The sequence below is a fragment of the Arthrobacter sp. Z5-13 genome (genome assembly GCF_056499105.1).
This window is the reverse complement of the sequence record NZ_CP096460.1, coordinates 3,052,579-3,077,615: the sequence shown is the minus strand read 5'-3', so window position 1 is coordinate 3,077,615 and position 25,037 is coordinate 3,052,579. Positions and strand designations below refer to the sequence as shown.

General features: G+C 62.9%; 24 protein-coding genes, 2 tRNA genes and 1 riboswitch. Of the genes, 18 read left to right on the top strand and 8 right to left on the bottom strand.

The features are described from left to right. Positions 1-19: 19 nt before the first annotated feature. Complete coding sequence (locus M1E02_RS14510) at positions 20-676, bottom strand: histidine phosphatase family protein (protein WP_479374934.1); 657 nt, start codon at positions 674-676, stop codon at positions 20-22. A 104-nt stretch (positions 677-780) separates the two neighbouring features. Here M1E02_RS14510 and M1E02_RS14505 point away from each other — a divergent pair, with 104 nt between their 5' ends. Beyond that, on the top strand, positions 781-1,548 hold the full coding sequence (locus M1E02_RS14505) for a CPBP family intramembrane glutamic endopeptidase (protein ID WP_479374933.1): 768 nt from the start codon (positions 781-783) through the stop codon (positions 1,546-1,548). Positions 1,549-1,686: 138 nt separating this feature from the next. Here M1E02_RS14505 and M1E02_RS14500 read toward each other — a convergent pair whose 3' ends face one another. After that, a complete protein-coding gene (locus M1E02_RS14500) occupies positions 1,687-2,325 on the bottom strand; it encodes a VOC family protein (protein WP_479374932.1) in 639 nt (212 codons plus the stop codon). A gap of 150 nt (positions 2,326-2,475) precedes the next feature. After that, positions 2,476-2,591: riboswitch (SAM riboswitch) on the top strand. A gap of 12 nt (positions 2,592-2,603) precedes the next feature. On the opposite strand from M1E02_RS14500, the gene metX reads away from it, so the two are divergent. The 3 genes from metX to M1E02_RS14485 all read left to right on the top strand — a co-directional run bounded on the left by metX (position 2,604) and on the right by M1E02_RS14485 (position 6,472). Continuing rightward, entirely contained in the window at positions 2,604-3,782 is a 1,179-nt protein-coding gene (gene metX / locus M1E02_RS14495; RefSeq protein ID WP_479374931.1) for a homoserine O-acetyltransferase MetX, read from the top strand. A gap of 181 nt (positions 3,783-3,963) precedes the next feature. Next, on the top strand, positions 3,964-5,346 hold the full coding sequence (locus tag M1E02_RS14490; RefSeq protein ID WP_479374930.1) for an MFS transporter: 1,383 nt from the start codon (positions 3,964-3,966) through the stop codon (positions 5,344-5,346). Between the two features lie 7 nt (positions 5,347-5,353). Beyond that, the gene (locus M1E02_RS14485; protein WP_479374929.1) at positions 5,354-6,472 is read left to right on the top strand and encodes a zinc-dependent alcohol dehydrogenase family protein; all 1,119 of its coding nucleotides are present in this window, start codon (positions 5,354-5,356) and stop codon (positions 6,470-6,472) included. 15 nt (positions 6,473-6,487) lie between these two features. On the opposite strand, the gene M1E02_RS14480 is transcribed toward M1E02_RS14485, so the two are convergent. Together M1E02_RS14480 and M1E02_RS14475 are read right to left on the bottom strand one after the other, a co-directional pair. Next, complete coding sequence (locus tag M1E02_RS14480; protein WP_479374928.1) at positions 6,488-7,072, bottom strand: hypothetical protein; 585 nt, start codon at positions 7,070-7,072, stop codon at positions 6,488-6,490. 50 nt (positions 7,073-7,122) lie between these two features. After that, positions 7,123-7,998, bottom strand: coding sequence for an SGNH/GDSL hydrolase family protein (locus tag M1E02_RS14475; RefSeq protein WP_479374927.1), 876 nt, complete (start codon positions 7,996-7,998; stop codon positions 7,123-7,125). Between the two features lie 69 nt (positions 7,999-8,067). Between M1E02_RS14475 and M1E02_RS14470 the strand changes: the two genes are divergently transcribed. Beyond that, positions 8,068-8,718: an alpha/beta hydrolase gene (locus M1E02_RS14470; protein WP_479374926.1), complete on the top strand. Its 651-nt coding sequence runs from the start codon at positions 8,068-8,070 to the stop codon at positions 8,716-8,718. 19 nt (positions 8,719-8,737) lie between these two features. Here the strand turns inward: M1E02_RS14470 and M1E02_RS14465 are convergent, their stop codons facing one another. Then, entirely contained in the window at positions 8,738-8,974 is a 237-nt protein-coding gene (locus tag M1E02_RS14465; RefSeq protein ID WP_247044191.1) for an RNA-binding S4 domain-containing protein, read from the bottom strand. A gap of 33 nt (positions 8,975-9,007) precedes the next feature. On the opposite strand from M1E02_RS14465, the gene M1E02_RS14460 reads away from it, so the two are divergent. The 9 genes from M1E02_RS14460 to M1E02_RS14420 all read left to right on the top strand — a co-directional run bounded on the left by M1E02_RS14460 (position 9,008) and on the right by M1E02_RS14420 (position 19,118). Beyond that, entirely contained in the window at positions 9,008-10,015 is a 1,008-nt protein-coding gene (locus M1E02_RS14460; protein WP_479374925.1) for a DMT family transporter, read from the top strand. 256 nt (positions 10,016-10,271) lie between these two features. Further along, entirely contained in the window at positions 10,272-11,657 is a 1,386-nt protein-coding gene (locus M1E02_RS14455) for a glycine--tRNA ligase (protein WP_309106987.1), read from the top strand. A 2-nt stretch (positions 11,658-11,659) separates the two neighbouring features. Next, positions 11,660-12,637 carry a GNAT family N-acetyltransferase gene (locus M1E02_RS14450; protein ID WP_479374924.1) on the top strand — a complete coding sequence of 326 codons (978 nt, stop codon included), beginning with the start codon at positions 11,660-11,662 and terminating at the stop codon, positions 12,635-12,637. A gap of 59 nt (positions 12,638-12,696) precedes the next feature. After that, entirely contained in the window at positions 12,697-14,256 is a 1,560-nt protein-coding gene (locus M1E02_RS14445; protein WP_479374923.1) for a YibE/F family protein, read from the top strand. Between the two features lie 124 nt (positions 14,257-14,380). After that, positions 14,381-15,559, top strand: coding sequence for a tRNA dihydrouridine synthase DusB (gene dusB / locus M1E02_RS14440; protein WP_479374922.1), 1,179 nt, complete (start codon positions 14,381-14,383; stop codon positions 15,557-15,559). Beyond that, positions 15,552-16,841 (top strand): deoxyguanosinetriphosphate triphosphohydrolase, encoded by a 1,290-nt coding sequence (locus M1E02_RS14435; RefSeq protein ID WP_479374921.1) that lies wholly within the window; start codon positions 15,552-15,554, stop codon positions 16,839-16,841. Before dusB ends, M1E02_RS14435 begins: the two co-directional genes overlap by 8 nt. A gap of 79 nt (positions 16,842-16,920) precedes the next feature. Continuing rightward, positions 16,921-18,792, top strand: coding sequence for a DNA primase (gene dnaG / locus M1E02_RS14430; RefSeq protein ID WP_479374920.1), 1,872 nt, complete (start codon positions 16,921-16,923; stop codon positions 18,790-18,792). A gap of 56 nt (positions 18,793-18,848) precedes the next feature. After that, positions 18,849-18,921: transfer RNA gene (locus M1E02_RS14425), tRNA-Asn, on the top strand. Positions 18,922-19,045: 124 nt separating this feature from the next. Further along, positions 19,046-19,118, top strand: a tRNA-Asn gene (locus tag M1E02_RS14420). A gap of 57 nt (positions 19,119-19,175) precedes the next feature. Here the strand turns inward: M1E02_RS14420 and M1E02_RS14415 are convergent. The 3 genes from M1E02_RS14415 to M1E02_RS14405 are packed head-to-tail and all read right to left on the bottom strand — an operon-like array spanning position 19,176 to position 21,048. Beyond that, on the bottom strand, positions 19,176-19,583 hold the full coding sequence (locus tag M1E02_RS14415; RefSeq protein ID WP_479374919.1) for a hypothetical protein: 408 nt from the start codon (positions 19,581-19,583) through the stop codon (positions 19,176-19,178). Between the two features lie 49 nt (positions 19,584-19,632). Then, on the bottom strand, positions 19,633-19,812 hold the full coding sequence (locus M1E02_RS14410) for a hypothetical protein (protein WP_461163374.1): 180 nt from the start codon (positions 19,810-19,812) through the stop codon (positions 19,633-19,635). 9 nt (positions 19,813-19,821) lie between these two features. After that, complete coding sequence (locus M1E02_RS14405) at positions 19,822-21,048, bottom strand: multidrug effflux MFS transporter (protein ID WP_479374918.1); 1,227 nt, start codon at positions 21,046-21,048, stop codon at positions 19,822-19,824. A gap of 180 nt (positions 21,049-21,228) precedes the next feature. Here M1E02_RS14405 and M1E02_RS14400 point away from each other — a divergent pair, with 180 nt between their 5' ends. The 4 genes from M1E02_RS14400 to M1E02_RS14385 all read left to right on the top strand — a co-directional run bounded on the left by M1E02_RS14400 (position 21,229) and on the right by M1E02_RS14385 (position 24,989). Then, entirely contained in the window at positions 21,229-22,086 is an 858-nt protein-coding gene (locus M1E02_RS14400; RefSeq protein ID WP_479374917.1) for a phage holin family protein, read from the top strand. A 52-nt stretch (positions 22,087-22,138) separates the two neighbouring features. Next, positions 22,139-22,759, top strand: a complete 621-nt coding sequence (locus tag M1E02_RS14395; protein WP_479374916.1) for a CDP-alcohol phosphatidyltransferase family protein — start codon at positions 22,139-22,141, stop codon at positions 22,757-22,759. Next, the gene (locus M1E02_RS14390) at positions 22,759-23,664 is read left to right on the top strand and encodes a DMT family transporter (RefSeq protein WP_479374915.1); all 906 of its coding nucleotides are present in this window, start codon (positions 22,759-22,761) and stop codon (positions 23,662-23,664) included. The genes M1E02_RS14395 and M1E02_RS14390 overlap by 1 nt, the downstream gene beginning before the upstream one ends. 116 nt (positions 23,665-23,780) lie before the next feature. Continuing rightward, positions 23,781-24,989, top strand: coding sequence for a glycosyltransferase (locus M1E02_RS14385; RefSeq protein WP_479378168.1), 1,209 nt, complete (start codon positions 23,781-23,783; stop codon positions 24,987-24,989). Positions 24,990-25,037: the final 48 nt, after the last annotated feature.

Sequence of the window (25,037 nt, the reverse complement as noted above, 5' to 3'; positions counted from 1 at the left end):
CGAGGCTTGTGGGACTGGGCTAGAAGAGCATCGGGGGAGCGTCGAGTACCGTCTCGTCGACCCGGCGCTCCACCCACTGGCTGAAGGGCTTGTCCAACTCGTATTTGCCCAGCTCGGTCCGGATCAGTGTTCGGACTTCGGCGTTCTCGGGGTTGTTGAGGGACTCAAAGTACTCCACAGACCAGTGGAACCAGCGCATGCAGAACAGCCGCATGGTCAGCCCATGGGTTACCAGCAGGGCGTTCGGGGCGTAGGAGGGCTTGGACCAGTGCCGGTACAGGGTTTCCATGAAGGAGGAGATGCGGTCGTAGACGTCGGAGCCTGACTCGCCCTCCCGGAACCTGTAGAAAAAGTGCCCGTACGCATTGCGGAGCTCCTTCTGGTCCTCGATCTCCCCGGAAATCTGGAAGTTGGCCCAGTCCTGTTCCCTTAGCCGGGGTTCCTCGATGACGCGTTCAACGAGGTTCCCCAGATTGAGCGCCTCGAGGGTCTGATACGCCCGCAGGTAAGGGGAAACATAGACGCACACCTGCTGACCGTCCAGCTGACGGCGAACCTCGTCCCCGGCCCTCTTGGCCTGCTCCAGTCCCGCAAGCGTGAGGGGGATGCGGTAATCGGGTACGCGGTTGTAAATCGAGGTATCGGCGTTGGCGGCCGACTGGCCATGCCGGATCATGATAATTTTCCCGGGCGCGCTCATAAGCCTCAAGCATAGGGGCAGGTGCGTCTTGTACCGGGCGGGTACAGGAAAGAACCAGCAAATGCATGCAAGATAGGAACATGCTGGTGCCATCCCGCCGTCGTCTGCGGATCGAAGTATTGATTGTCCTGGGCCTCTCCCTGGGCCAGTCCGCCGTCTACTCCGTAGTGCAGCTGCTGGACAAGATGAGCCAGGCACCCCTGGCCCAGGGCACGTCCACCCTCAACCGCTCCCAAAGTACGCGCGAATACTTTGACCTGACCTACCAGTTGCTGGATATCGCGTTTGCTCTGGTGCCGGTACTCCTGGTCTTCTATTTCCTCACCGAACAACGCCCGGAAGGCCATCGGGGGCAGTCCGCCTTCGGCAGGCTCGGCTTCGACCTGACCCGGCCGGGGAAAGACCTGCTGCAGGGAGTGGGACTCGCCGCCCTGATCGGCATCCCCTCGCTGGCGCTTTACGCTGTCGGCAGGCAACTCGGCATCACTACGGCCATCATCCCCAGCGCCCTTGACGACTACTGGTGGACTATTCCCGTGCTGATCCTCTCCGCCGTCCGGCACGGAATCGTCGAGGAAGTCATCGTGGTGGGCTATCTCCTCAACCGCCTCGGCAAATTCGGCTGGAGTGTGCCGCTGGCCATCTTCACCAGCGCCGTGCTCCGGGGAAGCTACCACCTGTACCAGGGCTTTGGCCCCTTCATCGGCAACGCTGTGATGGGCGCGGTGTTTGCGTGGCTTTACACCCGGACGCGCAGGGTAATGCCGCTGGTGATTGCCCACGCCCTGCTGGATATCGTTGCCTTCGTTGGCTTCAGCCTCTTCGGCAAGGCAATCGGGCTGGGATAAGGCTTAAAGGAATTCGGCCGCCATCAGCAGGTGACGTCATTGGCACCCGCTGTTGGCGGCCGAAGCGTTGTGGGCGAACTTTGCCCAAGGGTAAAGGGGAGCTCTCCAAAGAAAGAGATCCTCCCCGCAGTGGCGGGATCAGATGGTGACTGCTCCGGTGGGGGTTTCGAACGTGACGGACAGAATCCCCGGCGTTCCGTGCGGAGCCAGCCAGTTCACGGCAACGTCTTCAAGCGGCCTTTCCACGGGCTCGCCCAGCCATTCAGTGACCCGCTCGGCTGATCCGGCAATGGTGAGGCTGGACATCTTGACGTTGCTTGGGTACGCGTTGGACGGGTGAAGTGACGCGTCACCTTCCCACTTGAGCATGTACGGAACCTGGGGATCCGCGATGAGTCCCAGGATGCCGATTTGCTTCCATACGAGTTCGCGTCCGTCCGGGAATTTACGGTTGCCGTTCACGGCAGCGCGGCCAAGCCGCTCCTCGAACGGTCCAAGGTCGTCTACTTCGACGCACCAGCCCATCCAGCCGCCGCCAGCCGCCGAGCGGGCCCGGACGGCCTGCCCGAAGGGAGCTTTATCTGATGCCGGGTGGTCAAGGACCTCCACAACTTCAAGGTATTTGTGCCCGGCCAGCGGGATGATCATGTTTCGGGTTCCAAAGCGGGGATGTACCCCGCCCTTCACAGCTTCGACGCCCAAAGCGGACGAAATTCGTTCGGTGGTGGCCGCGAGGCCATCGTTTTCACAGGCGTAAGAGACGTGATCCATGCGCATAGCTTCATCTTGGCACTTTGTGATGAGCCTCTCAGCTTAGGGTAACCTAACTGCGCTATGATCCGCCCCGCCGTCGCCCTTTGTCCTCATGAGTCATATTGGTGTCACAATCTTCGCTATTACGGCTCGGTTCTTCGTAGACTTTGAAAAGGTCATGAGTGCCAGCAACAGCCCCGGCTTGCTGGCCGGCAACCCTCCTTCCGCGGTGGGGTGCCCCGGGTGAAGACCTGGCCTGTCGGTCAGCTGACGGCAGGCAAGCGCGTAGAAAAGGTCCTCTTATGACGATTGCCGTCAACCGCACCGGCATACCCGGAATCCAACTGCCGGGAGCATCTCTGCCCGCAACGCAACCCGTTGCACCTCCGGAGAGCGTTCCGGACGGAACCGTCCGGAACCTCACCATCGGCGGCCTCGAACTCGAAGCCGGGGGCCACCTTCCCGACGCCACGCTGGCCTACGAAACCTGGGGAACCCTCAACACTGATGGCTCCAATGCCGTCCTCATCCAGCATGCCCTGACCGGAAGCACCCACGTTACGCGCGGTGAGAGCGAGGAGGAGGGCTGGTGGGAGCAACTCGTGGGTCCGGGAGCCCCCGTTGACACAGATAAGTTCTTCGTGGTCTCCATCAACATCCTCGGTGGCTGTTACGGGTCCACGGGACCCTCCAGTCCGGCACCGGATGGCCGTCCCTGGGGCTCACGGTTCCCGTTGGTGACATTGCGGGACACCACAGCAGCGGAAGCGCGCCTTGCTGACGCCCTTGGCATAGGCAGTTGGTATGCAGTGCTGGGCGGCTCCCTGGGCGGTGCCCGGGCCCTTGAGTGGGCCGTGAGCCATCCGACACGGGTGCAGCGCTGCGCAGTGATCTCCATCGGCGCGCGCAGCACTGCAGAGCAGATCGCTTTCGCGCAGGCGCAGACTCTTGCCATCCGGCAGGACATCAACTTCAACGGCGGCGACTACTATGGGGGCCCGGAGCCTGAAGCCGGGCTCGCGTTGGCCCGCCGCATCGCCCACATCACCTACCGTTCAGCTGCTGAACTGGACACCAGATTCAGCCGGGACGCCCAGCATGGCGAAAGCCCGCTGAAGGCCGTGTCGCTGGGGGAGCGTGGCCGGTACCAGGTGGAGAGCTACCTGGACCACCAAGGCAGCAAGCTGGTGAAGCGTTTTGATGCGAACAGCTACATCGCCATCACGGAAGCTCTCATGAGTCACGACGTCAGCCGGGGGCGCGGTTCGCTGCGCAATGCCCTTGCCGGGGCAACCGCCGAGTTCTTTGTGGCCGCAGTGGATACGGACCGGCTGTACTTTCCTGCACAGTCCCACGAACTTGCCCAGGCGCTGCCGGGTGACGTCCCAGTCCACGTCATCGAGGCACCCATTGGCCATGACGGTTTCCTGACGGAGATCGGGCAGCTCAGCGAAGAGTTGCGTAGGAGCTTCTTCCCGTAAGGGTTTGCAGATCGTAGAGTCTTCTGCATTTTTGCAGAGCCTGTCTGCACTTTTCGCCGTTGAGCCTGCACGGATGTGAGGCCATACTCGATGAATCCGGCGGTTCGTGGTGCAGGTCACCAGCGTCCGTCTTCGAATGGTTCCACGTGGCGTCGACGTAGACGCTGAAGGAGTTCGCATCATGAGTACGGAAAACTCCGCCGCAAGGCGCGCAGAAGAAACTGATATCAAAGCTTCAGGGCTCAGGAAAGTTGTCACCGCCTCCATGGCCGGGACCGTGGTGGAGTGGTACGAGTTCTTCCTCTACGCTTCGGCCGCAACCCTCGTCTTCGGCAAGATGTTTTTTCCGAACTCGGGGACGGAGCTGGACGGCATCATCGCAGCCTTCGTCACCTACGCTGTCGGCTTCGTGGCACGTCCCATCGGCGGAATTGTCTTTGGCCACTTCGGCGACAAGTTCGGCCGGAAGCAGCTCCTGCAGCTGAGCATCATCCTGGTGGGCGTATCCACCTTCCTGATGGGCTGCCTTCCCACCTTCGGCGAAATCGGCTACTGGGCGCCGGCGCTGCTCGTCTTCCTTCGTTTCGTCCAGGGCTTCGCTGTGGGAGGGGAATGGGGAGGCGCCGTGCTTCTCGTTGCAGAGCACAGCCCCAGCGCTTCCCGTGGATTCTGGTCCAGCTGGCCCCAGGCAGCAGTGCCGGTCGGCAACCTGCTCGCCACCGGTGTGCTTTTCACCCTCTCGGCAGTGCTGTCGTCCGCCGACTTCCTGGGCTGGGGATGGCGCATAGCGTTCTGGCTGTCCGCGGTGATCGTCGTCGTCGGCTACTACATCCGCACGAAAGTCAGCGACGCCCCCATCTTCCTCGAGGCACGTAAGGAAGTGGCGGTGGAGAAAAAGGGCTATGGCGTGGCAGAAGTATTCCGCCGCTACCCTCGCGGAGTCTTTACGGCCATGGGCCTGCGCTTCGCCGAGAACATCCTGTATTACCTCGTGGTGACTTTCTCCATCACGTACCTGAAGGTTGTTGTCCAGACAGACACCTCAAGGATCCTGCTCCTGCTCCTGGTGGCCCACTTTGTACACTTCTGCGCGGTGCCGCTCGTTGGGAAGCTGTCGGATGCCTTCGGCCGCCGGCCCGTCTACCTGGCCGGAGCGATCCTGGGTGGCACCTGGGGGTTCTTTGCCTTCCCAATGATGGACACGGCCAATGACCTCATCATCCTGTCAGCCATCACCATCGGCCTGCTTTTCCACGCGCTGATGTATGCCGGACAACCGGCCATCATGGCGGAGATGTTCCCCACCCGGATGCGCTACTCCGGAGTGTCCCTTGGCTACCAGGTAACCTCCATCGTCGCGGGCTCGCTGGCCCCGATTATCGCGACGTCACTGCTCAACGCCTTCGGCTCCTCCACGCCGGTAGCCCTGTACCTCATGGGTGCCTGCATGGTCACGGCGGTCGCCGTACTCCTCCTGAAAGAAACCCGGGGAATCTCCCTTCTCGACGTCGACGCCGCCGATGCCAGGGGAACAGCGGATCTTCTGGCGGCCGGCCGAAAGTAGGACTCTGATGCGCGCAGCTGTCCTCCACGCAACGGTTCCGCCCGGAACCGTCCATGCCCAGGCAAACACCCTGATCATCGAGGAGCTGGATCAACCGGATCCCCGCTCCGGTGAGATCGGTGTGGCGATCACATGCTCGAGTCTGTGCCACTCTGACCTTTCAGTGGTGGACGGGTCCCGGGTCAGGCCGCTGCCCATGGCCCTTGGCCACGAAGCTGTGGGACGGGTGGTTTCCCTGGGACCGGACGTCCGGGACATCAACGTGGGGGACCACGTGGTACTCGTGTTCGTCCCCAGCTGCGGTTACTGCCGGGCCTGCCTGGCGGGCCGGCCGGCGCTGTGTCACCGTGCCGCGGAAGTCAATGGCACCGGGGACCTTCTCCACGGCTGCGCCTTGCTGCGGACCGCCTCCGGAGAACGGATCAACCACCACCTCGGAGTTTCCGCCTTCGCTGACTACGCGGTGGTGGCACGGGAGTCGGCGGTGGTCATCCCCGACGACGTTCCGGACAGTGTTGCTGCCATGTTCGGGTGCGCGGTACTCACGGGAATGGGAGCGGTATTCAACACAGCGGAAGTGACCTCCGGCCAGTCAGTCGCCGTCGTCGGACTGGGGGCAGTGGGCCTGTCAGCTGTTATGGCTGCCCGGCTGGCCGGAGCCTCCCACATCATTGCCATAGACCCGAACCGGGGAAAGCATCAGCTTGCCAGGGACTGCGGGGCAACGGCCGCCGGTACTCCTGAGGATGCGGTCCGGCTCGTTGAGGACGCGACGGGTGATGGCGTGGACGTGGCCATTGAGGCTGTGGGCTCGGCAGGAGTGATGGCTGCATGCCTTGACCTGCTGACCAGGGGAGGCGCCCTCGTCTCCGTCGGATTGCCGCATCCCTCGGCTGAACTGGCTGTACCGGCGTTACAGTTCCCCGGGGCGGGGAAACGGCTGCTCGGTTCGTATATGGGGGATTCCGTCCCGGAACGGGACATCCCGCGCTACCTCGGCTTCTGGCGGGAAGGGAAGCTCCCCATCGAGCTGCTCCACACCGATACCAGACCGCTCGAGGAAATCAACGAGGGACTGGACGCCCTTGCTGCGGGCACTGTAATCCGGAGGTTGTTCCGGGCCTAGGCGTGCCGGGGTAGCCTAGCCCTTCATGATCTCGGCACGGCGTGCCATGTACTCCTCCATGGCGATCTCACCGTTGCTGTACTGCTGGTCCAATTCAGCCAGTTTTCGCGCGCGGTATCCCTGCGGGGCCGACGGCGGTGGCGGGGTTTCAGGTGCGGAAGGCTGCTGCGGCTGTTGGCGGGACAGCCATTCCCGATACTCCGGGCTGTCCTCAAAAGGGATCTGGCCGGGTTGTCCCTGATCCTGATAACCAGGCGCCTGGAGGCCGCCGGGACCAGGTTGACCCTGCGGCGGGTAGCCGGGACCCTGGTAGCCGTTGGGATCCTGGTAACCGTTAGGGCCTTGAAACGGCGGGACCTGTGGAGGTCCATACTGACCCTGGTTGCCGGGCTGGTTACCTGGTTGGTCGAAGGCGCCGAAAGCACCGTAGTAGTCCCGCTGGGTGTAACCATCCCTGTACTGGTTGTTCTGGTTATTCAGCGGGCCCGGGTACTGACCGTTGATGCCCTGGTTCTGGTTCCGGCTGCCGGACCTGCGGAACAGGCGGATTGCCACGGGAACCAGGACCCCCAGGATGATAAGCAGGAAAAATGCGTCCACGACGTCACGCCTCTCAGATGTATTCCTTCCAGCTTAACGGCCAGGGAAAGCTACGAGTGCCGTGAGTCCTCGGTGGCAAGGGGTCCTTCACCGGAGCCCAGCGGCATTCCCGGTCCGAACACCGGGCCAGGTGTTGGCCGCTTCGCAGTGATTCCATCACCGGATGAGCGGTTACGCAGGCGCCGGACCACCCAGGGGACAAAGTACTCCCTGGCCCAGACAAGATCGCCGGTCCGTGCTTCCCGCCAGCTGCGTGGCGGCAGCGGTTTTGGCGCCAGTGGTTCCAGTGTGTGCTTGACGTTGAGTGAATCAAGGACCATGGCCGCAATGGTGTGGTGTCCCAAGGGCGAGAAATGCAGCCGGTCAGGGTCCCACATCTGCGGATCATGCAACTGCCGCAGCGACCACATATCGGCGATGATGGCATCATGCCGGGCGGCCACCGTTCGGAGGTTCTCGTTATAGATGGCCACCTTGCTGCGGATCCTTCCCAACACGGACGATCCTGTGTCCGGCCCGTTGAAAAGCACCACTGTGGCGCCGTCCATGCTAAGGATCTGGACCACTGAATCCAGCTTCTCAGCCAAGGCATCCGGATCCCCGCCGGGGCGGATGAGATCGTTTCCGCCGGCTGAGATTGTTACCAGGTCCGGCTTCAGGGCCAGGCACGGTGCGAGCTGCTGATCCACGATCTGTTGGAGGAGCCGTCCCCGGACAGCCAGATTGGCGTAGGCGAAGTCCTCGTGTCCGCGGCTCAGTTCCTCCGCCACGCGATCCGCCCAACCTCGATGCCCGCCCTGGTTGTCGGGTTCAGGGTCACCGATGCCCTCTGTGAAGGAGTCGCCCATGGCCACATAGCGGCTCCAGGGATGCGGCGGGATGGGCTCGGGCTGGCTGGAAGCGGCTTCAATTTGGCTCACCTTCATATCCTGCCCCTAGGTCCAAAGCTACGCCACCGTAGGTTGTTACTAATGAGTAACTGCAAGAATGGATCCATGACTTCAGCCGAAAGTTTCCCTGCCCCTGTTGTTCTCTGGTCCAAGCCCGAAGAGGCCAGGGCCGGCAAGCCCCTCCTGGTCCTGTTGCACGGTTACGGTGCTAACGAGCAGGATCTGCTGAGCCTGGCGGACATGCTGCCCGAAGAATTTGTTGTTGCCTCCGTCAGGGCACCAATAGCCATGGGACCTGGCTTCACGTGGTTCCCCTTGACCGGGTCCGTCGAATATTCAATCGACGCCGTGAAAATCGCATCCTCCTACGTCCTTGACTGGCTCGACGGCGTCAAGGGCAACCACCCGTCAGTGACCCTTCTCGGATTCTCCATGGGGATGGCAATGGCCACCACGATGCTCCGGCAGCGACCCTCAGACTTTGCCGCCGTCGTCGGGCTTTCCGGTTTTGTGGTGGATTCCGGTGACGATCCCGACTTCTTTGACCACGAGCTCGACGGCGGTGTGCCGATGTTCTGGGGCAGGGACCAGCAGGATCCGGTCATCACGCCGGACAAGATCGAGTTCACCATGGGCTGGGTGCGCAAGCACGTAAAACTCACCAAGGTGCTTTACACCGGAATGTGGCACGGTATCAACCAGCAGGAGATCGGTCACGTATCCGAGTTCCTCACCCATGAGGTCCTGAACAAGTAGCCCGGGGGTGCCTTGCGGACTAGATGTCGGAGGGCGCGATGATCTGGACAGTGTGTCCGTTAACGGTGACGGTATCGCCGTCGTGAAGCTGGCGGCCACGCCGGTCGTCGATTTCCCCATTGACCTGGACAAGGCCGTTCTTGATCAGCTCCGTAGCCTGCACACCGTCCTCCACGAGGTTGGCGAGCTTCAGCAGCTGGCCAAGGCGGATCATCTGGTCGCGGATGGGAATCTCTTCAATCTCCGGGTTGCTCATACAAGCAATAATGCCTGACGTAGGGTGGATCCGGTGACTCCCGTTCCCCGCCTTCCCCTTGCCGCAGGACTGCCCCTGGCTGTTGCCGCCGGATTGGCCATTCCCGTCCAGGGCCGCATCAACGGGGCCCTGGGGACCAGGCTCAACGACGGCATCGCCGCAGCTACGGTGAGTTTCACCACAGGCCTGATTCTCATGGTGGTCATTTGCCTTGTCCTGCCCAAAGGGCGGGCGGGGGTCGCACAGATCCTTCCGGCTGTGAAAGAGCGCCGCTTTCCGCCCATCTATGTCATGGCTGGAAGCATCGGTGCCCTGTTTGTTTTTGCCCAGTCATTGACCATCGGGCTGCTCGGCGTGGCGCTGTTTACTGTTGCCACTGTAACGGGGCAGACCCTCAGCGGGCTCCTCGTGGACAGGCTGGGGATCGGGCCCGCAGGAAAACGCTCCGTCACCGGCATCCGGATCCTGGGCTCCCTGCTCACGATTGCCGCGGTGACCTGGGCGGTGTCGCCACGGTTCGGAACCCAAGGTGCTGCGGCTGCCGGCCAGGCGGGTGCAGGTACGGGATTAAGTGAACCAGGCCAACTGCTCCTTCCCCTGCTGCTCCCTGTACTGGCAGGCTTCTTCATCAGTTTCCAGCAGGCCATGAACGGCACCGCCACTGCGCACTACGGCACACCCCTGGCCGCCACCCTGGTCAACTTCATTTCCGGCACCGTGCTGCTGTGGCTGGCATGGCTGGTGAAGCTGGCTGTCCTGGGCGCCGGCAATGGGTTGCCTGCGGAGTGGTGGTACTACCTTGGCGGTCCCATGGGGTGCGTCTTTATCGGGCTCGGAGCCTTGCTGGTCCGGAGCCTCGGAGTGCTGGTGACGGGGCTGGGAATGATCGCGGGCCAACTCCTGGGATCCCTTGGCCTGGACGTGGCCTTCCCCACCCCTGGAACAGTAATAGCCCTCCCTACTGTCCTGGGCACGCTCCTCACCCTCGGAGCTATCGTCCTGGCCACGTTGCCTTGGCCGCGGGGGATGCTCAGAAGGTAGTGCTGCGCAAGGTAACTACTCGGGGAGCCAACACGCCGGGAGGCCGGTAGTCTAGGAAACGCAGCTTTTCTGCACAGCTTTCCCGCACAGCCAGCCAGGCAGCACGCAATGTCGTTTTGAATGCTCAGAACCACATCTGCTGCTACCTGGTCAGGCAATGCGAACCTTGCACCGCCCCGCCCGGCAACCAGCCCGGGATCCTGGGCCAGACCACACGGACCGCACCCAGCGGCCTGTAGAAATTGGAGTTACCACCATGGCAGCAAAATCCGTCCTCGACCAGATCATTTCCCTCGCCAAGCGCAGGGGATTCGTTTTCCAGGCCGGTGAAATCTATGGTGGCTCCCGTTCAGCGTGGGACTACGGGCCCTTGGGTGCGGAGCTGAAGGAAAACATCAAGCGGCAGTGGTGGCAGTCAGTAGTCCGCGGCCGTGAGGACGTCGTCGGCCTGGACTCCTCGGTGATCCTGCCGCGCCAGGTATGGGAAGCGTCCGGCCACGTCGACGTATTCTCTGACCCCCTTGTGGAATGCCTCTCCTGCCACAAGCGCTACCGGGCTGACCACCTCGAAGAAGAGTACGAGGAAAAGAAGGGCCGCCCGGCCGAGAATGGCCTGAAGGACATCGCCTGCGCCAACTGCGGCACACGCGGCCAGTGGACGGAGCCGCAGGAGTTCTCCGGCCTCCTCAAGACCTACCTGGGTCCCGTGGCAAACGAGGAAGGCCTTCACTACCTCCGGCCGGAAACCGCCCAGGGCATCTTCGTGAACTTCAGCAACGTGCTCACTACTTCCCGCAAGAAGCCGCCGTTTGGCATTGGCCAGATCGGCAAATCCTTCCGTAACGAGATCACGCCCGGAAACTTCATCTTCCGTACCCGCGAGTTCGAGCAGATGGAAATGGAATTCTTCGTGGAGCCAGGCACTGACGAGCAGTGGCACCAGTACTGGATGAAGGAACGCATGTCCTGGTACACGGAGCTGGGCATCCGGGAGGAAAACCTCCGGTTCTTCGAGCACCCGCTGGAAAAGCTCAGCCACTACTCCAAGGGCACCACGGACATCGAATACCGCTTCGGCTTCCAAGGATCGGAGTGGGGCGAGCTGGAAGGCATCGCAAACCGCACGGACTTCGATCTCTCCACGCATGCCAAGGCCTCCGGACAGGACCTCAGCTACTTCAACCAGGCCACCAACGAGCGCTACACGCCGTACGTGATCGAACCCGCTGCCGGCCTCACCCGCTCCTTTATGGCATTCATGATCGACGCCTACACCGAGGACGAAGCCCCCAATGCCAAGGGCGGGGTCGATGTCCGCACGGTGCTCAGGCTCGATCCCCGCCTCGCTCCGGTCAAGGCTGCTGTACTTCCGCTGAGCCGCAACGAGGATCTGTCCCCGAAGGCCAAGGACCTTGCGGCCCAGCTGCGCCGGAACTGGAACATCGAGTTCGACGACGCCGGCGCCATCGGCCGCCGTTACCGCCGCCAGGACGAGATCGGCACTCCCTTCTGCATCACTGTGGACTTCGATACCCTCGAGGACCAGGCCGTCACCATCCGCGAGCGAGACACCATGAGCCAGGACCGTGTTTCGCTCGACAAGGTGGAGGCCTACCTCGCAGCCCGGCTGGTGGGCGCCTGAGTATGACCATTGAGTACAGGGAATGGCGCGACGGCGACGACCTCGCGTTACTGGAAATCTGGGGAGACCCCGAAACTGTCCAGGCGGGTCAGTTCCGTGGAACGCTCGCACCGTCAGGAAATGCTCCCTGGCGCCGCTGCATTATGGCAGAAGACGTTGTAGACGGCGTTGCCATTCCGGTGGCGGCAAGCGTGGTCCACGAAGCATCTCTCCACCCAGAGAGACTCTGGGCCTACATCGAGGTTGCCCGCGACCACCGCCGGGAGGGCATAGGCTCCACGCTGCTGACCATGCTGCGGCACGAAGCCAAGGCGGCGCCGTCGGGCGTATCCAAGTTACGGTGCAAGGTGGAGCCGGGCACGCCGGGAGCCGCATTTGCCGCTGGGGCAGGGCTTACCCCCATCCAGCGCTCGCAGCTGATAATCGTGGACCCGGCAGCCCTGAAGCTGCCGGTGTTTGGGGACGGTTCAGAGGAAGCAGCGTCGGAGCGGGTTGAGGACCTGGCCACCGGTTCCGTGGAGCTCAGCGACGTGGTTGGCCGTTATTACACTGCCGTCCACCACTGGGACAGTCCGGGAGATCTCAGCGTTTCCACCGTTCAGCGGCTTTTCCTCGATGATCTCAGCGGGGCGCATGGAGCCATTGTGCTGAGGGCTGCCAAAGCCAGTGCCTTCGGGGCCGGCGTGCCTGCCAGCAGGAAAGGCAAGCTGCAGGCCTTCGCCATCAGTTATGCGCAGGGATCTTCCGAACCGGGGCAGCCTGCCGAGCCGTCGGACGTCTTCCTGGGGCATGATCCGCAGCTTGCTCCGGAGGAGGCGCAGGCGGCCGTTCGTGATCTGTTGGCCCTTATCGCCTACCAGTACCCGGTGTTGCTGGAACTGGATGACTCCATGACTGCCCTCCGCGCCGTCGTCGGACCCCTGCTGGAATCGGGCAAGGCCCGGCGGCAGGGCGCCGAGACTTTCATCGTCTCGGACTGAGCGGTTCCGGGGGGCCACTGCACCACACGTAGAGTTGAAGATATGAGGTCGAACTGCTGATGGGATCCGGACACTCGCACGGCCACACTGAGCATTCGGAGCCGACGCCGGAAGCCATCGCTTCCAGGCGGCGGGCCAACTGGCTCCTCGCGGCAGTCCTCGTTCCACTGACTCTGCTCACGCTGGCCGCGATGGTGATGATGTGGCCCTCCGGCAGCAAGGAAGGGCTTACCCTCGCGAGCCCATACACAGCTGCTCCGGGAGTCACGTTCGATACCGGCAAAATCCAGCGCGTTGTGGTGGAGCCCTGCACCCAGTCACCCGCAGGCAGCGGACAGCCACCCACCGGACAAGAAAACACCGGGGATCAGGGCGCCGGGGACCAGGGCGGTGGCGCCCAGCCGTCCCAACAGGGATCCGACTGCACTTTCGCCTACACGGAGCCGGACAGGGGCGGGAATCCCGTCAAGGTGGTGATCAACCCCGACGTCGTGAAGTCCCACGGAGTCAAGGTGGGCGACAACATCCGCTACCTCAACCTTTCGAACGCCCAGGGTGCCTCGTCCTCGCAGGGTACGCCGGCGTATATCTTCGTTGACTTCGTCCGCACCCTGCCCATCATCCTGCTGGCCATCCTTTATGCGGTGGTGGTGGTGGCGGTTGCACGCTGGCGTGGGCTCCGGGCCCTGGTGGGACTCGTTGGCGCCTATGCCGTCCTGGTTGCATTCATGCTTCCGGGCCTGGTTGAGGGCAAGCCGCCGCTCCTGTTGGCACTGGTGGGCTCCACGGTGATCATGATCGGCGTGCTGTATTTTGCCCACGGCTTCTCGGCCAGGACATCGACCGCATTGCTGGGCACCATCTTCGGCCTGGTGATCACCGCGCTGCTGGCGGCGTGGGCCACTGACGCCGCCAACCTTGCCGGAGTGGGCAGCCATGACGCCGCCACGCTGAGCAACGTGTCGGCCAACATCTCCATCTCCGGAATCATTCTTTGCGGGCTCATTATTTCCGGGCTCGGCGTGCTTAACGACGTCACCATCACCCAGTCCTCGGCTGTCTGGGAGCTCTACGAACTGGCCCCGGAGACCAGTGCGCGCAAACTCTTCACCTCGGCCATGCGGATCGGGCGGGACCACATCGCCTCCACTGTCTACACCATCGCCTTCGCCTACGCGGGCGCGGCCCTGCCAACCCTCATCATCGTGATGCTCTACAACAGGCCCCTGGGCGAAGCTCTCACCAGCGCCGAACTGTCAGAGGAAGTGATCAGGACCCTCGTTGGCTCCGTGGGCCTGGTGCTGGCCATCCCGGTCACCACTCTTATCGCCGTTCTCGTTGTTAAAGCCACCGGTATAAAGGCCGCTGGTGTCAGGGACGCAGGGACCCAGCCCGCCTCAGGGGCAGGCTCACATTCCATAGAACCGGACGACGTCGAGGACACCGGCGCACTGGCGGCGGCCGCGGCGGTAGCCCGGGGCGATGCGACGCGAGGTACCAGAGCAACTGCAGCACCTGGCACAGCAGCGCCTGGTACAGCAGCAGCACCTGGCACAGCAGGGGATGCCGGAGCAACAGAAGGAACCCGAAGGGGAAGGCGGGCAGCCGAGCGACCCTGACCGGGCATCAGGCCCTGACCGGGCAGCATCAGACCTTGAGCAGGCGGCATACCGCTCCCCAAAGTTTTCATCCCCAGGCGCATACGCTGCAGTCCGATTTGCCCCGCTTTGAGACAATGGACGGGTGACTGTTGTAGCAACGCCTCCCGCCCCCAAGCTGGAACTTCCTCCGCTGAAACTGGGCCCCATCACGGTGGACACCCCCGTGGTGCTGGCCCCCATGGCCGGAATCACCAACACCGCGTTCCGCCGGCTCTGCCGTGAATACGGCGGCGGGCTGTACGTCGCGGAAATGGTCACCTCCCGCGCCCTGGTGGAGCGCACCCCCGAATCGCTGCGGATCATCTCCCATGACGACGACGAGAAAGTCCGTTCCGTTCAGCTCTACGGCGTGGACCCCATCACCGTGGGACAGGCCGTGCGGATGCTGGTTGAAGAAGACCGTGCCGACCACATTGACCTGAACTTCGGCTGCCCTGTGCCCAAGGTAACGCGGCGCGGCGGGGGAGCAGCCCTGCCCTGGAAAATCGATCTCTTCACCTCAATCGTCCAGACCGCCGTGCGGGAAGCCTCCAAGGGCAATGTTCCGTTGACCATCAAGATGCGCAAAGGCATTGACGAGGACCACCTGACGTACCTCGACGCCGGCCGGATTGCCCGTGATTCCGGTGTTGCCGCCGTCGCTCTTCACGGCCGCACCGCCGCTCAGTTCTATTCAGGGCAGGCCGACTGGTCCGCCATCGCCCGCCTCCGCGAGGCGCTGCCGGACATTCCTGTCCTGGGTAACGGCGATATCTGGTCCGCTGAAGATGCTGTGCGCATGGTCCGCGAGACCGGAGTGGACGGTGTGGTGATCGGCCGGGGCTGCCAGGGCCGGCCGTGGCTTTTCGGAGACCTTATGGCTGCCTTCGAGGGCAGCGACGAGCGGCACAAGCCAGGCCTGCGTCAGGTGGCCGAGGGCGTCTACCGGCACGCGGAACTGATGATCGAGACGTTCGGCGACGAATACAAGGCGCTCCGGGAAATCCGCAAGCACATGGCCTGGTACTTCAAGGGCTACGTCGTGGGCAGCGAACTCCGCACCAAACTTGCCACCGTGCCCACGCTGGAGGTGTTGCGCGGAATATTGGACCAGCTGGACCTCGATTCCCCCTACCCTGGCGTGGACGCGGAAGGCCCGCGTGGCCGGGCAGGCTCACCAAAACAGCCCGCCCTGCCCAAGGACTGGCTGGAGGACCGCTGCATGGACGCCGACCAGTCGCGGGACATCTCCGCGGCGGAACTGGACGTCTCTGGTGGCTGAAACCAGGACCACAGCCCCCGTCCTTCCCGGCTATGAAGCCCACGACTTTGCCCGCTGGGTAGAGGAACCGCCCAAAAACACATACCGCTCCGATTTCGAACGGGACCGGGCACGCGTCCTGCACTCCTCGGCGCTGCGCAGGCTAGGTGCCAAGACCCAGGTTGTGGCTCCGGACACCGACGACTTCGTCCGGACCCGGCTCACCCATTCCCTCGAGGTGGCACAGGTGGGTCGCGAGCTTGGCCGGGCCCTTGGCTGCGATCCGGACGTCGTGGACACCGCATGCCTCAGCCACGATCTGGGCCATCCTCCCTTCGGCCACAACGGCGAATTCGCGCTCAACGAAATGGCGCATTCCATCGGCGGATTTGAAGGAAACGCACAGACCCTGCGGCTCCTCACCCGGCTGGAACCCAAAGTGCTGGATTCGGAGGGAAAACCTGCCGGCCTGAACCTGACGCGCGCAAGCCTTGATGCCGCCGCCAAATATCCCTGGTCTGCCCTGGAGGCGCCGGTTATCCATGGGCAGCGGACCAGCAAGTTCGGCGCCTACGAGGACGATCTTCCCATCTTCAACTGGATCCGGGAGGACGCCCCGGAGCGGCGATCGTGCCTTGAAGCGCAGGTCATGGACCTCGCGGATGACATCTCCTACTCTGTCCACGACGTCGAGGACGCCATCGTGGCCGGTCACTTCCAGCTGCGCTGGATGGACAACCCCGACCACCGCGCGCGCGTGGTGGGTTACGCCAAGCAGTGGTACCTGCCCCACAACGACCCCGAAGCCATCGACGCCGCCCTGGCCCGGCTTGAGGCCACCTCGGTATGGGTCCGGGAGGCTGACGGCAGCCGCAAGGCCATGGCCGCGCTGAAGGACATGACCAGCCAGCTGATCGGGCGCTTCTGCCAAAGCGCCCTGGAGACCACCCGTGCCGTCTACGGTCCCGAGGACCTGACCCGGTACAACGCCGAGTTGATCGTTCCGGATGAGACCGTGATGGAAATCGCTGTCATGAAGGGACTGGCCACCACCTTTGTGATGACCACAGAGCATCGCCAGCCCATCTATGAACGCCAGCGCGAAGTGCTCCATGCCCTCGTCACGGAGCTCAACGCCAGCGGTGACAGGCATCTCGAACCGATGTTCGCTGCTGATTGGCGGGCCGCGGACGACGACGGCGCGCGGCTGCGCGTGGTCATCGACCAGGTGGCTTCCCTGACTGACGGTTCCGCGCTCGCCATGTATGAACGGCTCGTCGGCAGCCTGCCCTCGCTTTGGTGACCCGCCCGCAAAAGGCTGTTCCGGCGTCGAACGCCTTTTCCAGCCAAAGGTTGTCAGGCCCTCGTACTAGGATGACTCTGTGGCCGGCCTGATCAAACGAGAAGACATTGACGAGGTCCGCCAACGCACGGACATCAAGGAAGTCGTGGACGGCTACGTCACCCTCAAGGGCGCGGGCATGGGCACCTTCAAAGGCCTCTGCCCTTTCCACGATGAGCGTTCGCCGTCCTTCACTGTGCGGCCACAGGTGGGCAGGTACCACTGCTTCGGCTGCGGCGAAGATGGCGACGTGATCGCATTCGTGCAGAAGCTGGACCATTCAACGTTCCACGAGGCCGTCGAAAAGCTGGCAGCGCGTATTGGCTTCGAACTCCGTTATGAGGACGGCGGCACCGGGCCGAACCGCGAAGAGGTGGGCAAACGGCAGCGGCTCCTGGACGCGCACAAAATAGCGGATGAATTCTTTCGCGGGCAGCTCCTGACCACCGGCGCGGCCGAGGGGCGTAAATTCCTCCAGACCCGGGGTTTCGACCGCGCGGCTGCCGAGCACTTTGGCGTCGGCTATGCCCCGCAGGGCTGGGATGCCCTGCTGAAGCATCTGCGAGGGCGGGGATTCACGGATCCGGAACTGAAACTGACAGGGATGTTTTCGGAGGGCAACAGGGGAATCTATGACCGCTTCCGGGGACGCCTTATCTGGCCCATCAGGGACATCGCCGGGGACACCATCGGCTTCGGTGCCCGCAAACTGTACGAGGACGATCAGGGCCCCAAGTACCTCAACACGCCTGAAACCACCCTCTATAAGAAATCCCAGGTTCTTTACGGGATCGACCTCGCCAAGCGCAACATCGCCAAAGAACGTCAGTTGGTGGTGGTGGAAGGCTATACCGATGTGATGGCGTGCCACCTCGCGGGCATCGCGACGGCGGTGGCCACCTGCGGAACGGCTTTCGGTACTGAACACATCAAGATTGCGCGCAGGCTGCTTTCCGACGACGGCAGCGGCGGGGAAGTCATCTTCACCTTCGACGGCGATGCTGCGGGGCAGAAGGCGGCGCTGCGCGCCTTCGAGGAGGACCAGCGGTTCGTGGCCCAGACCTTCGTGGCTGTGGAGCCGTCCGGCGCGGACCCTTGCGAGCTGCGCCAGACGAAGGGTGATGCGGCTGTCCATGCGTTGGTTCAGTCCCGGCGACCCCTGTTCGAATTCGCCATCCGAAGCACGCTGAAGCAGTTCGACCTGGACACCGTGGAGGGGCGGGTCCAGGGACTCCGGGCCTCGGCGCCGGTGGTCGCGGCCATCAGGGATGCCTCCACGCGTACGGGCTACTGCCAGGCTCTCACCGGCTGGCTGGGAATGCCGGACCCGAATGAAGTCCTCCGGGTGGTCAACGCAGCGGCCAAGCAGGGCTTGCAGCCGTCGCAGGCGCCGGGCCTGGCTGCAGCCACGCCGGCCGGTGTTGTGCCGTCCTTCAACCGGCCGGATCCGAGGGACCCTGTGGCCTCCATGGAGCGGCAGGCCCTGGAAGTCGCCGTCCAGGAACCCGGAATGCTCGAGGGCGAAACGTGGCAGCGCTTTTCGGACGCCAGGTTTTCCACGCCGGCCTACCTCGCTGTCCACGAAGCAATCCGTGCCACCGGACTGGGGTTCGCAGCTGACCCCGTCCGGTGGGTGGAACAGTTGCGCCAAGAGGTTCCCGAGCCGCTGCGTCCGTTGGTGTCCGAACTCGCCGTCGTGCCCCTGCCTGCCAGCACGGCAGAAGGCGTGCAGAAGTATTGCAAGGACATCCTGGCGCGCCTCTTTGAACTGCAGATCACCAAGGTCAAGGCGCAGAAGATGGGCCAGCTGCAGAGGCTGGACGCTTCGGCTGATCCCGAGGAGTTCCAGCGGCTGAACCGGGAACTCATGCAGTTGGAGATGGAGCGCCGGGCGTTGCGGGCTGAGGCCTGAATCTGTTCCAATTTCGTTTCCACGGCCAGTGTTTGCTAGGCTTATACCCGCTTCATTCCTCCTTAGCTCAATTGGCAGAGCATTCGACTGTTAATCGAAGGGTTGCTGGTTCAAGTCCAGCAGGAGGAGCGCACAGCCTCCGTCCGGACTCTTCGGACGGAGGCTTTTTCGTACCCCTGCGGGGTATTGATGCCATCACGGCTCTCGATTTCCCATAGGGGCAAAAGCTTTGCTAATGTCGTACCTGCTTCCTTCCTCCTTAGCTCAATTGGCAGAGCATTCGACTGTTAATCGAAGGGTTGCTGGTTCAAGTCCAGCAGGAGGAGCGCACAGGTCCCGCAGCAGGTGAAAACCCGCTGCGGGACCTTTTTTGTGAGCAGTATTCAGACAAAATCCATCTCTACGTGCAAAAACCGTTCGGCCTCCGCGACAGCCGCATGGAAGGCTTCGTCTTCGGTAGGGGATTCCCTGGGTTTTCGCGGATGCCACTCGTGAGGCGCTGAGTGCACGCGGGTGAAGCCGGCGTTGGGTGGAGCATAGAAGATCCCGAAGCGTTGGACGGGCCACTCCGGGGACGTTTCAGGGGCTACCAGAAGTGCGGCGTTGAAGGCTGGATTGAACCATTGGGCGATGGGCCGGCGACGGTCCTCAGTGAAAAGGCCTGCCGCGTAGAGGGCCGCCGACTGGGGGCTGGTTTGGCTGCACAGCCGTTCCCACCACAATGGCAGGATCCCGGTGTCGCACCGCTGCCACGTGGCCGGAAGAGAAGGACGATCCCGCCAGTTGGGCATAGCACAACTTTATCGCGCATCATGGCGCAGGGACTACAGCTGGAGGGGACTACTCGCGGTTCCAGGGGCCGGGATTCACCCGGTAGAGCAAGGCCGCTCCCACCAATGCGCCCAGGATGATTCCGAGGGCGATGTTCCCCATCATCCGCCCCGCAAAGAAGCCGGCGACGCCGCCCAGCAGCGCTCCGAGGAAGAGCCCGCGCCCGTTGCGGTGGAGTTTTTGAGCCATGCTTTCAGCCTACCCGTGGATGGAAGGGACGGTCCGGGGCCGCACCACCAGCCAGAGGGCGGCAGCGGCCATCAGGATGCAGCCGGCCTGGACCGCTCCCATGGGCGTCGGTGAGTCCACGCCGAGGGCACCCACCAGGGGAGAGATGATGCCGGCCAGCAAGAAGGTGGCAGCGCCGAGCAAAGAGGCAGCCGTTCCTGCCTGCGCTCCATGATTGGCCAGGGCAAGGACTTGAACGGACGGAAACGTGAAGCCGGTGCCCAGGATGTAGAACCACAGCGGCACCAGGATGCCCCACAGGCCGAATTCCAGCTGGTCAAAGAGAACAATCAGCAGGGCCATGAAGAACATCCAGGCGGTGGAGCAGGCCAGGATCCACTGCGGCGGGACGATTCTGATGAGGCGTGAGCTTGTCTGCACTCCTGCCACGATTGCCAGTGAGTTGATGCCAAAAAGCAGGCCATAGTCCTGCGGACTGAAGCCGTAGACGTCCTGGAAGAGGAAGGGTGAACCGGAAAGGTAGGCAAAGAGTCCGGCGAAGTTCAGGCCTCCCACCAGCAGCAGTCCCACGAAGATCCTGTCGGAGAACAACAGCTTGTAACGCTGGCCTGCTGTCAATCCTGATCGTCCGCGGGCCTCGGGCGGCAATGTCTCCCGCACAAGGAAGATGGCCGCCACAACCACCGCCGTGCCGTAGCCCGCCAGGAACACAAAGATTCCGGGCCACGGCATCACCAGCAGCAGCTGTGAACCGATGACCGGGGCCAGGATCGGTGCCAGACCGTTGACCAGGGCCATTCGGGAGAACATCCGCACCATGGCATATCCGCTAAAGAGATCCCGGACCATGGCCATTGCCACCACTCCGCCTCCTGCCGCCCCCACTCCCATAAGGACGCGGAATATCCCAAGGCTGGTGATATCCGTTGAGAGCGCCGCGCCCAGCGATGCCGCAATGTGCAGTGCTGTAGCAATGATGAGCGGAATCCTGCGGCCGAACTTGTCACTGATGGGACCAACCACCAGTTGTCCCAAGGCAAAGCCCACAGTCGTGCCGGTGAGCGTCAACTGAACGGCCGCCTCCGGAACTCCCAGGCTTGCCTCCAACGCGGGAAAGGCCGGGAGGTACAGGTCCACTGTGAAGGGACCAAGGGCCGTGAGGGCACCGAGCAGAAGAATGTAGAGGATCTTCCGGCGGCGGCTCAGGAAATCGCCCGGAGTGGTGGGAATAGTCACGGAAGTCAATCCTAGGGCCAGCAGAAAACTTCTACAGCGTTGGAGGACTCGCGGCGAGCTGCCGTCCCGAGCCCGTTAACAGGCTGAATGATAGTTTTGACAACGGGGGATGCGGATAGTGGCGTCGGCCCGGGCACCCAGCGACAGCGGAACGAAGATGGAACCAGTTAGGCGGTACCGATGAGCGGACGTCACAGCGGCCGGACAAGCAGTGGACTGCGCCTCACCGCGCTGCCCAAAACCGTCAGGCTTGTTATCAGGCTCTTGCCACGGCAGATCAATGACGAGATCGCCCTTGCCAAAGTGGAGATCAAGCGTAAAGGCATTCAACTCGGGACTGCAGCCGCCTTCTTTGCGGTGGCATTGCTGTTCGGAGCGTTCCTGCTGACAGGACTTATTGTTGCCGCCATCATGGGCCTGGCCACCATCATGCCGGCCTGGCTGGCGGCCCTGATCGTCTGCGCTGTCTTCCTGCTCATCATGCTCATCGGAGCCCTGGTGGGGCTGCGCAAATTCAAGAAGGCCATGCCCTTGGTGCCGGAAGACACAATCCGGGGATTCAAGCACGATCTCGGTGTCGTCAAGGAGGGCTCGGACTACGATCCCAGCATCCTTGATCCTTCCTCGGAACAGGCCAGGGCTGCCAAAGCTGAAAAGGAAGCGAAGGCCGCGAAGGCAAAGGCGGAGAAGGAAGCAAAGGCCGCTGCGGAACCCGATCTGGCTCCCACTCCCACCGAAGCCGAACTTCGCCGTCGCCTGACGCAGCGCCGTCAGCACCTCACCGGGGTCCGGGACGATCTCGGCGAAGAACTCGACGTCAAGGTGCAGGGGCAGGCGCTTCTGGCCGGTGCCCAGGCCATCCTGAGGGACGGCCAGGAAGCTGTCGGGGGCAGGATAGCTGCCTTCTCGGAAGCGGCTTCCACTTCCCTTCCCAAGGGCAGCTCAGGCCAGCCGGAGCTCCGATGGAAGCCGCTCGCCGCCTTCGCCGCGTCTGCCGCCGTTTTTCTGGTTCTGCTGCGGAAACTGTTCAAGAGTTAGGGCCTGAGCTGAGCTCAGCCATGGCCGTTGCCGGCATCGAAAGGGTGAACGGATGAAGTTTATCGGCGCTGGTGCCCGGCCGGGCCAGCCGCAGGTCGATCACGACCTGATCTTCACCGTCCCCAATATTCTTACCGTCCTGCGCTTTATGGGCGTCCCTCTCTTTGTCTGGCTCGTGCTTGACCGAAAGGAATACGGCTTCGCGGTGCTTGTCCTGGCCATCATGGGCAGCACCGACTGGATCGACGGCTATATCGCCCGGCGCTTCAACCAGACCTCCAGGCTGGGGCGCATTCTGGATCCAATGGCCGACCGCCTCGCCCTGATCTCAGTTGCCGTCACCCTGGTCATAGCCGGAGTGGTGGAGTGGTGGTACCTCACCGCATTGCTGGTCCCGGACGCCATCCTGCTGACCGCTTCACTGTTCTATTTCCGGAACCACCCCGATCTTCCCGTCAGCCGGATCGGCAAGATCCGAACCGCGCTGTTGTTGGTGGGCACCCCTTTGCTGGTACTGTCCAAACTGCCCATCCCCCTGACGGAGCTGTACTTCGTCATCGCCTGGGTATTTTTGGGATTTGGACTTCTAGGGCATTGGGTGGCCGCCTTCAACTACTTCCGGGCCATCGTCAGGAAAGGCAAAATGCAAAGCGTCGACGGCGGACGCCGCTGATGGTATGGCTGGCGGTATTCCTTGCGGTACTGGGAGCCTTTTGCCTGGCTTTCGGGGCGCAGCGGCAGGGGAGTGCGGTAAAGGCCGATACCGGCGGGCTCGCCTTGAGTTCCAATGGGTTCCTGCGGCTGCTCCGTAATCCCCGCTGGGTGTTCGGGCTGGTCCTGCTCGTTGCAGGAATGGCAATGAACTCCATTGCCCTGGTCACCGCCCCGCTCACTGTGGTCCAGCCCATCGGGGCAATCGCCCTCGTGATCACCACTGTGGTCAACGCCCGTGATCAGGGCATCAGCATCAACCGGGCCACAGTGGTGGCTATTTCGGCGTGTGTGACGGGGTCCGCACTGTTTGTCCTGCTGGCCGTCACCGTGACCCAGGAAAACCATCACGTGAGCTTCGCCGACGAACTCACCATTGTGCTCCTTCTCGCACTCGCCGTGGGCCTCTTCGGCTCGCTGGCAGTCATGTTCAGGCACCGGATGAGCGCTTTCGTTTACATCATTGGAGCCGGCGTCCTGTTCGGTTTCGTGGCTGTGCTGACGCGCATCATCGGCAAGCACATTCTCGATCCGAACGGGCTGGGACTGCTCAACGTGCCGTGGTACTCGGTGGTTGCGATCGCCGCCGCCGGAGGGCTCGGTTCCTGGTTTGTCCAGAGCGCCTATTCCGGCGGGCCGCCTGACCTGGTGATTGCCGGGCTCACCGTGGTGGACCCGATTGTGGGGATCGCGATCGGCATTGCCATTCTTGGCGAACTCAGCCCGGACGTCCCCGCCGTGATGGCCATTGCGATGGGTACGGCGGCATCCCTTGCTATCGTGGGAGTGATAGCCCTTTCCAGGCACCATCCCGAGGTCACGAAGCGCAAGAAGGACGCGCGGAAGGCCGCGGGGCGGGTCCAGTAGGGCAACTCAGCCTGCCAGACTCAGCCGGCAACCGGTGCCCCAGGCGCCGGGCACCCTGCACGGAACAGCGGCTGCCGCTGTCCTCAAAGTGAACACCAGGAGCTTTCCACGTGACCATGCCCGATAGCCAAAAAGAGCCCGACAACCAGGAACCGCTCACCATCCTGATCGCAGCGGATACTTACCCGCCCCACATCAACGGGGCCGCACAGTTCGGCTACCGCCTGGCCAAAGGCATGACGGGACGCGGACACAACGTGCATGTGCTGGCCTGCCGGCAGGACACGGGCTCAAGCTTCACCGAGTTCCGGGACGAAGCCACGGTTCACCGGCTCCGCTCCCACAAGGTGCCCACGCACGAGTACTTCCGGATCTGCTTCCCGTGGGAGATCAAGAAGGAAATCAGCCTCCTGTTCGACAAAGTGCAGCCGGACGTTGTCCATATCCAGAGCCACTACATGATCGGCGAGCACGTCCTCTATGAAGCCGTGAAGAGGGGCATCAGGGTGGTGGCCACCAATCACTTCATGCCGGAGAACCTCAACCCGTTCATGCCCTTCCCGCAGTGGTTCAAGGAAATCATCGGGCGCATTTCCTGGAAGGACATGGGCAAGGTCATGGGCAAGGCGGACGTGGTTACCACTCCCACCCCGCTCGCAGCCAAGGCCATGCACCAGCACGCCTTCCTACGGAAGGTACTTCCGCTCTCCAACGGCATAGATTCGGCAGCGTACGAACTCCAGCCGGGGGAAGTCCTGGACCCAAATACAGCGCCCACCGTGGTGTTCGCCGGAAGGCTTGCGGAAGAAAAGCATGTAGATGTGCTGATTGATGCCGTGGCAAAGACGCCGGCAGAGCTGAACGTGCATCTCCAGATTGTGGGCGGCGGCGAGGTCAGGCCGGCGCTTGAGGCGCAGGTCGAGCGCCTTGGCCTGAAGGACAGGGTGACTTTCCTGGGCCTGGCAAGTGATGCAGAGCTCCGGGAAGCGTACATCAAGGCTGACCTGTTCTGCATGCCGGGTACGGCCGAATTGCAGTCCCTTGTCACTCTTGAGGCGATGTCGGCTTCCACCCCCGTGGTTCTGGCAGATGCAATGGCCTTGCCGCACCTGGTGGTTGACGGCGAGAACGGCTACCTCTTCAGGCCCAATGACAGCGATGACCTCGCGGCCAAAATTTCCCTGGTGCTCAGCCTCCCGGCAGAGGACCGGGCCATGATGGGCAAGGCGAGCCGCTCCATGGTGGAACCGCACAGCATCACTGGTGTCCTGCAGAAATTCGAGGATCTGTACCGGGGCGCCAGCTACGACGACATCCAGGTCTGACGACACCCTGCTCCATGGTGGCGTGGGCACCACAAGTGCTCGACTACT